The sequence below is a fragment of the Haloarcula hispanica ATCC 33960 genome (assembly GCF_000223905.1).
GTDB lineage: Archaea > Halobacteriota > Halobacteria > Halobacteriales > Haloarculaceae > Haloarcula > Haloarcula hispanica.
Genome location: NC_015948.1, coordinates 556,667 through 569,019, shown reverse-complemented (window position 1 = coordinate 569,019; position 12,353 = coordinate 556,667). Strand labels below are relative to the sequence as shown.

10 protein-coding genes are annotated in these 12,353 nt (G+C 63.0%); 1 reads left to right on the top strand and 9 read right to left on the bottom strand.

Annotation, left to right across the window (positions count from 1 at the left end):
• Nucleotides 1–79: 79 nt before the first annotated feature.
• Entirely contained in the window at nucleotides 80–493 is a 414-nt protein-coding gene (locus HAH_RS02925; RefSeq protein WP_008310783.1) for an Lrp/AsnC family transcriptional regulator, read from the bottom strand.
• Nucleotides 494–595: 102 nt separating this feature from the next.
• Between HAH_RS02925 and carA the strand changes: the two genes are divergently transcribed.
• The gene (gene carA / locus HAH_RS02920; protein ID WP_014039565.1) at nucleotides 596–1,642 is read left to right on the top strand and encodes a glutamine-hydrolyzing carbamoyl-phosphate synthase small subunit; all 1,047 of its coding nucleotides are present in this window, start codon (nucleotides 596–598) and stop codon (nucleotides 1,640–1,642) included.
• A 293-nt stretch (nucleotides 1,643–1,935) separates the two neighbouring features.
• On the opposite strand, the gene HAH_RS02915 is transcribed toward carA, so the two are convergent.
• The 8 genes from HAH_RS02915 to HAH_RS02880 form a co-directional block, all read right to left on the bottom strand.
• Entirely contained in the window at nucleotides 1,936–2,562 is a 627-nt protein-coding gene (locus tag HAH_RS02915; RefSeq protein ID WP_014039564.1) for a hypothetical protein, read from the bottom strand.
• 226 nt (nucleotides 2,563–2,788) lie between these two features.
• Nucleotides 2,789–5,809, bottom strand: coding sequence for a PAS domain S-box protein (locus HAH_RS02910; protein ID WP_014039563.1), 3,021 nt, complete (start codon nucleotides 5,807–5,809; stop codon nucleotides 2,789–2,791).
• Nucleotides 5,810–5,916: 107 nt separating this feature from the next.
• Nucleotides 5,917–9,168 carry a carbamoyl-phosphate synthase large subunit gene (gene carB / locus HAH_RS02905; protein ID WP_014039562.1) on the bottom strand — a complete coding sequence of 1,084 codons (3,252 nt, stop codon included), beginning with the start codon at nucleotides 9,166–9,168 and terminating at the stop codon, nucleotides 5,917–5,919.
• A gap of 156 nt (nucleotides 9,169–9,324) precedes the next feature.
• Complete coding sequence (locus HAH_RS02900) at nucleotides 9,325–9,555, bottom strand: hypothetical protein (protein ID WP_014039561.1); 231 nt, start codon at nucleotides 9,553–9,555, stop codon at nucleotides 9,325–9,327.
• An 87-nt stretch (nucleotides 9,556–9,642) separates the two neighbouring features.
• Nucleotides 9,643–10,404, bottom strand: coding sequence for a hypothetical protein (locus HAH_RS02895; protein ID WP_014039560.1), 762 nt, complete (start codon nucleotides 10,402–10,404; stop codon nucleotides 9,643–9,645).
• Between the two features lie 49 nt (nucleotides 10,405–10,453).
• A complete protein-coding gene (locus tag HAH_RS02890) occupies nucleotides 10,454–10,987 on the bottom strand; it encodes a DUF5815 family protein (protein WP_011224755.1) in 534 nt (177 codons plus the stop codon).
• Between the two features lie 54 nt (nucleotides 10,988–11,041).
• Nucleotides 11,042–11,815, bottom strand: a complete 774-nt coding sequence (locus HAH_RS02885; protein WP_014039559.1) for a DUF7847 domain-containing protein — start codon at nucleotides 11,813–11,815, stop codon at nucleotides 11,042–11,044.
• 74 nt (nucleotides 11,816–11,889) lie between these two features.
• Nucleotides 11,890–12,306, bottom strand: a complete 417-nt coding sequence (locus HAH_RS02880; RefSeq protein WP_004963972.1) for a DUF7124 domain-containing protein — start codon at nucleotides 12,304–12,306, stop codon at nucleotides 11,890–11,892.
• Between the last annotated feature and the right edge of the window lie 47 nt (nucleotides 12,307–12,353).

The window sequence follows — 12,353 nt, the reverse complement described above, 5'->3', positions numbered from 1 at the left end:
AATAGATATGAAATCAGGGTGCCACGTCGGTGCTGGTGGGGACCACGGCTCCGCCTGCTGTTCGCGGCGGTGCTGCGCGTTACCCAACTCGCTCGTTCAAAATTAGCCTCGTCTTCGTCCCCACAACCTCCTCCAGCTCGCGCGCCTGCGTGATGAGCCCGTTAACCGCGTCGGTGTCGGCGGCGTCGACGACGACGACGATGTCCTCCTCGCCGGAGACTTGCCACACGAAATCGACCTGCTGCCAGTCAGCGATGCGGTCCGAAACCTCGGCCGTGTCGACGTTGACATCGACGCTGACCTCGATCATCGCTTTCACGTTGCCGGTCCGCGTCGCGACAGTGAAGCGTTCGATAACACCGTCCTCGACCAGTCGTTCGACGCGGTTTCGCACAGTCCCTTCCGACGTGCCGACCCGGTCCGCGATCTCAGTATACGGGGTTCGGGCGTCCCGGCGAAGTATCGAGAGTATCTCTCTGTCGAGGTCGTCCATCGAGATGTGACAGTATCACCGGCCATGACTTGAGGATTACGAAATTCGAAACTCGTCTTCGAAAGCAACCCTTATGGCCGACTATAGTGTACGCATCTCGTAATGGCTGACGCATACGTGGCAATCGAGGGCGACCGCGTCATCGAGGCGCGCGCTCGCGCTCCGGGCACCGCCCGTGGCGAACTGGTCTTTACAACAGCGTACACCGGTTACGAGGAGAGCCTCACCGACCCGTCCTACGAGGAGCAGGTGCTGACGTTCTCCTACCCGCTCATCGGGAACTACGGCGTCCGAGAGGAGCGCTTCGAGTCCGACCGCGTCCACCCGCGTGCGGCAGTGGCTCGCGAGATGACCGACGACGTGGCCGAGTGGCTCGAATCCGAGGGTATCCCGGCCGTCGACCACCTCGACACGCGCGACATCGTCACCGAAATCCGCGACGAGGGGGCGATGAAATGCGGGATCGCCGCCGGGCCGGACGTGACCGAGCAGGACGCGCTCGACGAACTCCACGAGTGTAAGCATATGTCTGACCACACCGACATCGGCGCGCAGGTCTCCGTTGACGAGGTCGAGGTCCACAACGAGGGCGGCGACGGTGCGACAGTCGCGCTGGTCGACTGCGGCGCGAAGGGCTCCATCGCCGAGTCGCTCGTCGAACGCGACGCCGAGGTCTACGTCTTCCCATACGACGCCAGCGAGGACGACGTGGCCGCGGTCGACCCGGATCTGCTGTTCATCTCGAACGGCCCCGGCGACCCTGAGAACTTCGAGCAGGCTGGGGAACTCGTCGAGACCTACGTCGGCGACGTGCCGCTCGCGGGCATCTGTCTCGGCCAGCAGGTCGTCGCCAACGCGCTCGGCGGCGAGACCGAGAAGATGGAGTTCGGCCACCGCGGCGTGAACCAGCCGGTCCGTGACCTGCGTTCGAACCAGGTCGTGATGACGACCCAGAACCACGGCTACACCGTCGCCGACCCCGGCGACAAACTCGACGTGACCCAGGTCAACGTCAACGACGATACGCCGGAAGGGCTGGAAAACGACGACCTGGACATCATCACGCGTCAGTACCACCCCGAGGCCAACCCCGGCCCGCACGACTCGCTCGGCTTCTTTGATGATGTGCTAGGGATGGCGGGGAAGTAGGGAGAACCCGAGCGTAGCGAGGGGTCTCCGAATGCCCGAACGGCGACGGTAGGAGCCGTGAGGTGTAGCGAGGGGCGCGACTGAAAGGAGCGGCCCTCGGAATTGTGAGCGGGGAGCGGGACCTTTGGTCCCGCAGGCAGTCGGGCGGCATTGCCGCCCGACGACGGGGAACGGAGTGACCCGCGAGCAGTAGCGCGGTTCGGAGCGAGCGAAGCGAGTGAGAACCGCGAGACGCGAACGATGACGACAGGAACCGTGAGCAGCGCGGTTCGCATCCACATAAGCCACGTCTCTCAGTCGCTGTCGTCGTCGATTGGCTGTCCGCGGTAGTACGTGGTCTGGTCGCTGTCTTCGTCTTCGTTTGTGGTGTCTTGTGGTGCGACGGGGCGGCCGCGATACATGACCCGGTTGGCGGTGTCGTCGCCGTCGATTGCGTCCGGGCTGTCCTGCTGATGGTTCTCGATGAACTCGGCGGCCGCGTTCAGGGTTGTCTTGTCGGTCTTTCGGTGTACCCAGCAGTGGTACATTTTCCGTGGGGTCCGGAGCGCGAGGCGGTGCGCACGGAATCCGGACTTGGTGGTAACGTCGGCAACCGCCTCGTGTGGGACCTCGATGACTTCGTCGTCCTCGTCTTTCCCGATGAGACAGAGCGTCCGGCGGCCGGTAATCAGAATGACCGTCCGACGGTCGCCGACCGGTGAGTCGGTCTTACGTTTCGTCCCGCGCCCGATGCCGCGCTTCCCGTTGGTCAGGAGATACGCCGGGGCTTCCGCGCCGTCGAGGTACGTCAGCGGTGGGTTGTTCAGCGGTGGTGACCCGGAGAACCGACTCTCGTGTCCGGCGAGAACTGCCGTCGTTACCGAGCTACCGGGAGCCATCTCCGCAACTGTCTCCGCCCGCTCGGTGACGTCTTCTATCATCGGCTTTCCGGAGCGGCGACGGTGATTGCAACGCGATCCATACAGCTACTGCCACAGCCGCAGGAATGAGTGTTACGAACGTGCCATTATTGTCCCAGAACAAGACAGATAGGCACCGATATATGAATAGTTACTATCTATCGCCACCATATTGGCGTAATACTGCTGAGTTGTAAGGCCAGGAAGAGAGGTATCCACGGCGAGCAGTCATCACAGCTCCACAGGCTCAGAACTCCTGTCTGACGCCCCGGAACTCGAACCGTGCGCCGCCGTCGTCGCTCTCAGTCACGGACACCGACCAGTCGTGTGCCGCCGCGATCTCCTTGACGATAGCGAGGCCGAACCCGGTGCCACCGTCAGTGGTGGTGTAGCCGCTCTCAAACACCGTTTCGTGTTGTTCAGCCGGGATACCGCCGCCGTCATCGGCGACGTAAAAGCCCGAATCGGTGAGATCACCGACCTCGACAGTGACAGCCGGGCCGCCGTGTGTCACGGCGTTGTTGATGAGGTTCTCGAGGAGCTGGCGAACGCGGCTCTCGTCGGCGTAGATCGTGCTCTCGGCAGTGACTTCGAGGGTGGCATCAGACGTCTCGACGGCCTGCCAGCAGGACAGGACAGTCGATTCGAGGGCGAGCGGCTCCGTTTCCGAGACCGTGTCCCCCTCACGGGCCAGGGTCAGCAGGTCCTCGATGAGTTCCTTCATGCGGTCGATGGCACGGTAACAGCGGTCGAACTGCTCGTCGTTGCCGGTGTCTCTGGCGAGGGCGAGCGAACCTTCGAGGACGCTGAGCGGGTTCCGGAGGTCGTGGCTGACGATGCTCGCGAACTCTTCGAGCCGGTCGTTCTGCCGCTCCAGTTGCTCGCGGTACTCGATGCGGTCGGAGATATCCCGGGAGATAGCAACGAGTCGGTCGATCTCCCCGTCAGCGAAGATCGGTGTCACCTGCGTCTCCCAGACGCCGGTCGGGTGGAGGTCCCGCTCCTCGAACGTGATGGTTTCGCCGGCCGAGACACACCGCTCGTAGTGGTCGGCGATTCGACGGCCGGTGTCCGGGCCGGCAGCCTCGATTGGGGTCTGACCGGTCAGTGACTCGGTTTCGAATCCGCTCTGTCGTTCGTAGGCCTCGTTCGTCCGGACGTAGCGGAACGTCGGATCGTCCGCCGAGTCCTCGATGTCGACGAGCGCGATGGCGTCGTTCGTGTTCTCGAACACCGCCTCGTACTCGTCGGTGAGGCGGGCCAACTCCCGCTCGCGCCGTTTCTGTTCGGTGATGTCGGTCGCAACGACACAGAGGGCGTACGGCTCGCCGTCCTCGTCGAGTATCGGCGTCTTCCGCGTCAGATGTGTCCGCTCCGTCCCGTCGACAGGAATCACCGTCTCGACTTCGACGGTTTCTTTCTGTTCGAGGGCCCGCTGATCGTCGGCGTGGGTCTGCTCCGCGATGTGGTCCGGGAGAATATCGTAATCGCTCGTCCCGACGACGGACTCGTCAGCGTCGATCCCGTAGAGGTCACGGGCCGCGCTGTTAATGAAGAGAAAGCGGCTGTCGGTATCTTTCATCAGGATGTACGTCGGCGCTGTATCGAGAATGACCTGCAGTTTGCGGCTCGTGTCTTCGAGGGCCTGTTTCCGTTCTTTGTGGTCGGTCACGTCCTGATGGATTCCCACCGCACGTACCGGGTCGCCGTTCTCGTCGCGTTCGAACACCTTACCGATGTCGCGGATCCATCGGTAATCACCGGCAGCTGTCTTGAGTCGGTGGTCGCACTCGTAGATCTCCGTCTCACCGTCGAAGTGTGCGTTCAGTGCTTCGTAGGTCCGCTCGCGGTCTTCGGGGTGGATCAGTTCGTCCCAGGTGTCTGCCGACGGCTCGAGGTCGTCGAGCGAGTAGCCGAGCATATCGGCCCAGCGCTCGTCGAAGGTGACTTCATCCGTCTTGACGTTCCAATCCCAGACGCCGAGTTCGGCACCTTCAAGCGCGAGTTCGTGGCGTTCCGTGAGCGTTCTGAGCTCTTGCTGCCGGTCGAGTCTGGAAAGCGCCTCTTCGGTGTTGGCAGCGAGAGTCCGCATCAGTGAGACCGATGCGTCCTCGAACGCTGCGGCGTCGGTTGATGCGGCGATCAGCACCCCGTGGTCGCCCAGTGGGATCAGAATCTCGCTGCTGATGTCGGTGTCGGGGTTGTAGCGGCCGGGGATAGTGGAGACATCGTCGAAGACACGCTGTTCGCCGGATTCGAACACCTCCCAGACGAGGCTGTCGCCCTCGCGAAACGTCGGATGCTCGTCGATGATCGCCTGTGCCTGGTCGGTCACCGCAGCCGGTCTGAGAGCGTCGGCCGACTCGTCGGCGAGAAAAACGGCGCTGAGCGGCAGCCCGAGCAGGTCGCGTGCGGTTTCGACGACCAGTTCGGCGACAGCCTCGCGTGACTCAGCGTGCATCAGCTTCCGGGTCGTGTCGTGCAGCGCCTCGATACGCTGCTGTCGCTGCCGGCGCTCAGTGATCTCCCGAAACTGTGAGAAGATCGCGACGGTCTCCCCGTCTTCTCGGATGGTGCGGTTGTGCCACTCACAGACGATCTGCTCGCCGTCGCCGGTCTCGATATCGAGCACGGTATAGTAGCCACCGCTGGCTTCCTGTAGGGCCGTGATCGTCTCTTCGACCGCATCCAGCGCTGAGTCCGGGACGAGCGTCTCGAACTCCTTGCCGACGAGGTCCGCTTCCCCACGCCGGAGAATCTCCTCGCCTTTCTCGTTGACCTGAACCACCTCGAAGCTCTCGTCCCACTCGATGACGCCGAGCGGTGACTTATCGATAAACAGCGAGAGCCGCTTCCGGCTCGCATCCAGTGCTCGCTGTGACCGGTACTGCTCGACCGCGTTGGCGATTCGGTTGGCCAGAATCGTGTACTGGTCAGTGCCTTGCTGCTTCTGGAGGTAGTCCGTCACACCGGCCGAAATCGCCTCGCTGGCTACTTCCTCGGAGCCTTTCCCGGTAAAGAGAATGAACGGGAGGTCTTCGTCGACGGCCCGGACGGATTCCAGAAACTCGATGCCGTCCTGGCCGGGCATATCGAAATCCGAGACGACGCAGTCGATAGGCTCCTCGCTGAGCCGGGTGAGCCCCTCCTTCGCCGATGTTGCCGAAATCACGTCGAAGCGGTCGTCGGTACGGCTGAGAAACGCCGCCGTCATCGACGCGAACTCGGGGTCGTCCTCGACGTGTAGGACACGTACTGCATCGGCCATGGAGAGTATATGAGCGTGTCCAACGAATAAGTATTTGTGCCGATCTGTTCGAGTGACAGGAATCAGTGCCGCCGCGGTGAGCGGTCTGCTCCCGAGGCTAGCCGGCGTTACTCAGCGCCCCACTCGCGCTGGGTCTTTGGCCGTTCGTCGATGGCCTGGACGGCGAGTGGCTGGTCGGCGGAGTTGATCGCTTCCAGCGCCGCCTCGGCGCTCTCGTGGGTCGAGAAGTACGTCACGGTCTCCTCGACGCAGGCTTCCAGCACGTCGCGGTCGCGGGAGAGGACGAGGTCGACCTCGCCGCTCTGGATGGCGTCGATGATAGCGTCGGTGTCCTCGTAGTCGTCGAAGTCCTGTACGTCGAAGTGCTCCTCGAAGCCGAGGATGGGCAGGTCGACGATGGCCGTCCCCTCAAGCGGGATTGCCTTGCCGACGGCCATCTGGGCCTTCTGGTAGGCCTTGCCGAAGGAACCGGCGGTGCCCATGACCTCGCCGGTGGATTTCATCTCCGGGCCGAGACGCGGGTCCGACCCCGGCAGGCGGTCGAAGGGCAGGACGACTTCCTTGACAGAGACCTGCTCGGGGATCTGCTCCTGCACGTCGAGTTCCGATAGCGTCGCGCCGGACATCACCTTGGCGGCGATCTTCGCGATCGGGACGCCGGCCGTCTTGGAGATGAACGGAACGGTACGGGACGAGCGCGGGTTCGCTTCGAGGACGAACACCTCGCCGTCACGGACGGCGAGCTGGACGTTCAGCAGACCGACGGTGTCGAGCGCGTCGGCGATGTCCTCGACGACCTCGCGGATGCGCGGCATCACGTCTTTGATCTCCTGGGACCGTGGCGGAATCATACAGGCGGAGTCGCCCGAGTGGATACCCGCCGTCTCGACGTGTTCCATCACGCCGCCGATGAGGACGTCGTCCTCGTCGGCCACGGCGTCGACGTCCAGTTCGACGGCGTCGGCGAGGAACTCGTCGACGAGAATCGGCTTGTCCGGGCTCACGCGGACGGCCTCCTCGATGTACGTTTCGAGGTCCTCGTCGTTGTACACCACGTCCATCGCGCGGCCGCCGAGCACGTAGCTCGGGCGCACGAGGACGGGGTAGCCGATGTCGTGGGCCAGGTCCAGCGCTTCTTCCTTGGACGTTGCCGAGCCACCTTCGGCCTGTGAGATGCCGAGTTCGTCCATCAGCTTGTTGAATCGGTCGCGGTCCTCGGCGAGGTCCATCGCGTCGACGGAGGTCCCCATGATCTCACAGTCGAGGTCGCGGCGTTGGAGTTCCTGTTCGAGCGGGTGGCCGATGTCGACGGAGGTCTGGCCGCCGAACTGGACCATCACGCCATCGGCGTCGGTCGCTTCGATGACGTCGGCGACTTCCTCGGCGGTGACCGGCTCGAAGAACAGCCCGTCGGAGGTGTCGTAGTCCGTCGACACCGTCTCGGGGTTGTTGTTGACGACGTGGGCGTCGATGCCCAGGTCCTCCAGTGCGCGGACCGCGTGGACCGAGCAGTAGTCGAACTCAACGCCCTGCCCGATACGGATGGGGCCGCCACCGACGACCACGACACTTTCGAGGTCCGGGTCGATCTGGAGTTCGTCGCGGTCGATACCCGACAGTGGGTCCCGGGTCGAGTAGTAGTACGGCGTCGTCGCCTCGAACTCGCCAGCGCAGGTGTCGACCAGTTTGAAGTCGCGGTCGGTCGTCTCCGTCTCGACAGTGTCCACTGTGACACCAGAGCCATCCGTCGCCGCTTCGACTTCCGGCTCGTCGCCGCCGTCCTCGTCGAGGTCCGCCGGGAGCCAGGAGACGTGCGTGTCATTGAACTCCCCGCCGGCCAGCGCGGTGATCTCCTGATCGGTGAAGCCGGCCTGTGCGGCGGTCTCGTAGTCGCCCTCGCGGGCGGCGTCGGCGGCGTCGGCGACCTCTTTGAACCGCTCGACGTACCATTCCTTGATGTCGGTGATATCGACGACTTCCTCGACGGTGTAGCCGCGGCAGAACGCCTCGAACATCGCGTACGGGCGGTCGGGCGTCGGCTTTTCGAGGTACTCCGTTTCGAGTTCCGCATCGGCGATCTCGTTGAAGTCGGCAGCCGGGTTGTACTCCGAGGAGCGAAGGGCCTTCAGCAGGCTCTCGGGGAAGGTCCGACCGATGGACATCGCCTCGCCGGTGGATTTCATCGCCGTCGACAGTTCGAACTCCGTGTCGCGGAACTTGTCGATAGGCCAGCGCGGCACTTTCGTCACGACGTAGTCGATAGCCGGCTCGAAAGCGGCGGTCGTCTCGCCGGTAATTTCGTTGTCGATTTCGTGGAGGCGCTTGCCGAGCGCGACCTTCGCGGTGACACGGGCAATCGGGTAGCCGGTTGCCTTCGAGGCCAGCGCAGAGGAGCGGGAGACACGCGGGTTCACCTCGACCACGCGGTACTCGCCGCCGGGCGTGCCGTCGTCGTGCCAGGCGAACTGGATGTTACAGCCGCCTTGGATGCCGAGGTCGCGGATGACTTTCAGCGCGGAGTCGCGCATCTCCTGATGGCCCTCGTCGGGGATGACCTGCGAGGGGGTGACGACGGTCGACTCTCCGGTGTGGATACCCATCGGGTCGATGTTCTCCATGTTGCAGATGATGATACAGGAGTCGTCGGCGTCGCGCATCACCTCGTATTCGAGTTCGACCCAGCCGGAGATGGATTCGGTGATGAGGACCTCGTTGTTGCGCGAGAGGCGCAGGCCCTTGCGGACGCGTTCGATGAGTTCGTCCATCTCGTCGACGACGCCGGAGCCGGAGCCACCGAGCGTGTACGTCGTGCGTGCGATGACGGGGAGCCCGCCGACCTCGTCGACGGCCGCTTCGACGCGGTCCACGAGCGATTCCTCGTCCAGATCGGTGACCGACTCGCCCTCGTCGAGCGTGATGGTCGTCGAGCGCGGCACCGGCTCGCCGATGTCCTCCATCCGCTGTTTGAACAGGTCGCGGTCCTCCGTCGCGTAGATGGTGTCCAGTGGCGTCCCCATCACGTCCACGTCGTACTCGTCGAGGACGCCCTCCTCGGCGAGTTCGGCCGTGACGTTCAGGCCGGTCTGGCCGCCCAGACCGGCGATGACGCCGTCGGGGTTTTCTTTCCGGATAATCTCAGAGATGGCTTCGGTGTTGATGGGTTCGAGATACACCTTGTCCGCCATCTCCGGGTCGGTCATAATCGTCGCCGGGTTCGAGTTCACGAGCACGACGCGGGCACCCTCTTCCTGAAGGGCACGACACGCCTGTGCGCCGGAGTAATCGAACTCGGCCGCCTGTCCGATCTTGATCGGGCCGCTGCCGATGAGTAGGATTGTACGGTCCTCGTCCGCTGTCATTGTACGAGCGGAGTCTATACATCGTAATAAGCCCGGCGAAACAATGCGAAGCTCGAAGCCTAATTTCGAATATCGTAACGTATGAGTGTCATACGATTGGCTGTCTCACAGAGAAGCCACAAGTTAGAATTCCGACGGCAGCGGTGCTGAGAGGCGTCAGTTGTCGCGGTCGGGAACGCGATACCGGTAGGGCTGGCCCTGAATGACCTCGACCTCGCCGGACTGCGCACGGCGACCGAGGACAGTCGCTACCCGGTGGGCACTCCCGAACGCCTCGTCGTGCTCTTCGAGCAGGTCACAGATCTCGCGGGCCGTCAGCGTGCCGTCGGTGTCAGCTTCTTCGAGCACTGTCAGGATGCGCTCGAACTCTCCCTCACGTATAGCCATACACAGTTACAACACCGCAACCATCATATAACACCGTCAGACAACAGTCAGACGGCTGATTTCGGGAAATCGACCGACAGCGGCGAGTCACTGGCTGTCGGACAGTTCGGGGTCGCTGTCTGTCGCGTTCCCCCAGCGCTTTCGGACCCACGTCGGTCGGGAAACGGTTGTCTCGCCGACTGCAGAGTACCGGATTTCGTAGCTGACCAGCGAGTTTCTGGAGCGGTCCCAGTACGAGACGGTGAGCGACCGGACGAGTCCGTCCGGCCGGACAGTCGCCCGTGCGCTGTAATTGTCGGCCGGTTCGAACGCCGCCGGTGGGTCCGTCGCCGTCAGCGTCACGCGACAGGTGTCGCAGTCGTCTCTGGGTCGCTCAACGCTGACGTTTGTCGCGAGATAGGCTTCGATGAGTCGCGCGGGGTCGGGGTCGAGTACCCCGCTGACCGGAGTTGGCCGCCTCGTTGCGGTCCAGGCCCCCTGTGCTCGCACGTCGTAGACGTAGCGTCGGTTCCCGTTGGTGTACACCTGCTTGGTGTAGTTCTGATCGAGAATTTCGGTCCGAAACTGGTAGTGATACCTGTCTTCGACGACGAGATTGACGATTTGGGTTCCCCATTCCAGCGACAACCGCATCCCCAGCACGTACGAGCGGTTCCACGTCGCACGCCGATGGGCCGCCGCGAGTCGCCTGGCATCGACGGTGTTCTCGGTCAGGGCGGGTTCGACCCGGTCGTCCTGAGACTGCTCGGGGACCGGAACTGGCGTCACCGTCTGTCGCTCCGCCCCGCCGAAGGCTCCACAGCCCGCAAAAACCAGAAGCAAGAGCACGACCGCGACGCGACCCGCCATGCGTCAGCGTGGGGACCGGACCAACTAAGTACTCAGGTCGCAGTCGGCCTCAGATGGCGGTGTCCGACCGGCCGTCGAAGTTCCGCTCGTCCCGGTACTGCTCGACGAACGCGTCGACGTCGAACTGGAGCATCTGCTCCTCGAACTCCGCCATCACGTCGTCGTCCTCGGCGTGGCTGATTGCGTGTTCCATCAGTTCCACGAGCAGTTCGACGACGATTTCGTGAAGACGGCGGGAATCGAAGTCACTCACCCATGCCAGCGAGAAGCCAACTGACCCGTCCTCGCTGGTGTCGGCGGCGACGACCTTCTCGGGGAACTCCTCCATGACGACGCCCATCAGGTGGACGGTGGTGAACTCATCGTAGTCGTCGTTGGTCTCGATAGTCGCGTGTAGCACCTCGGTGAGAAACTCCGGCACGAACCGTGCCAGCGGGTGCGGGTCAAGCACGACGCCGTGAGTCTGCCCACAGTCACACGCGAACTCCCGCATCCCCAGATGGAGGTCATGCGTGTCGACAAGTTCGCCACAGGCCAGTTCGAGTTCGGACTCGCGCCCACCGGGCACGCGCGGTTCAGCCATTACCCGTGATTGGTCGCTCGCGTGGTTAAAGGCCGCGATACGGACTACAGCGGGTTAGAGCCCGCCGATGGACTCTGTATCCTGTGTGTAGCTGGACCCCGTTGCTTGGAGGTACGCGACAGTCGTCACAGCGATTGAGAAGACGCTGACGACACTTGAGAAGACAGTAGAGACTGTCGCCAACACCATCGGCGGCAACGAGATTGGGAGGAAGCTGACGGCACCTCCGAGAACGAATCCAAGCACCACGAGCACAATAGCCAGAACGAACGTGGCGAGGAGGTTGTCGATGACGACGCTGACACTGTTGCTAATTGATTCGATAACGCCGCTGTCGTTCAGTGCAATCTCCTGTCGGACAAAGAAGAACAGGAGTCCAAACACCAGTCCGGGGATGATGAGTAGAATGAGGCCGATACCCACTGCGATAGTGGTGAGGATGCCGGCTGCGATCGCGACCACAACGGTCCTCCCGAGCCGTCGGCCCACATTGTCGGGAATCGGTTCGCGGTCATCACTGGCAAAGGCACGGATTGCGACGATGTTCAGCGCCTCATTGAGGATAAGCAACACGAGCGCACCGACGCCAGCAACTGCAAGCGGCAGGTCGAGTGCCAGTGGGGTACCCCCAGCCATTGCTGCCTGATTTACCTGTGCATCGCTCGGCAGTCGCCCCAGAAACAGTTCTGTGAACGCCTGCGAAAGTGACGCCCAGACAACAGAGCTGAGCAATCCATAGACGATGAATACGCCGGCAAACATCGCCCCACGTTCGCTGAGTAGTTCGTCAATACCGTCCTGGAAGGCACGGCCGATCTGGAGGGCCATATCTTCAGTCGCTCTCCGGGAAAATATAAAACTAGTCGAATCGTAGATACCCGCCGACGGCGGGACTGTGCCGCTTACGGCCAGTCGTCGCGCTGCTCGTCCTCGTCAGTTGCTGTGTCCGGCGTCTCGGGTTCGCCAAGGTCCCAGTCGGCCGCCTCTGCGGCCTGCGTGACGGGGAGGTACTCCCAGCCCGCCGTTTCGGCGAGATCGGCGTCCTCGTCGTCAGCGCCGACGAAGACGTGTCGGTCAGTGTCGAACTGCTCTTTGACGTTTTCGAGGCTCTCCTCGCGGCCGCGCGGCCCTGAGAAGAAGTCCTGTCTGATCCGGTGTTTCCGGGTGAAGTTGGTCACGACGTAAGTGGGCTGTTCGGAGATGACGCCGACGTACTCAGACCACTGGCGCGCGTCGTTGAACACGCTGTCCGGGTAGGCCAGTTGCTTGAGGGCGTCGAGGTCGAACGCGAGTGTCATATCGCCGCTGCCGCCATCCATACGCGACTCTCCGCCTTAGGGCGAAAAAAGAGCGTCGTTCTCCCGCT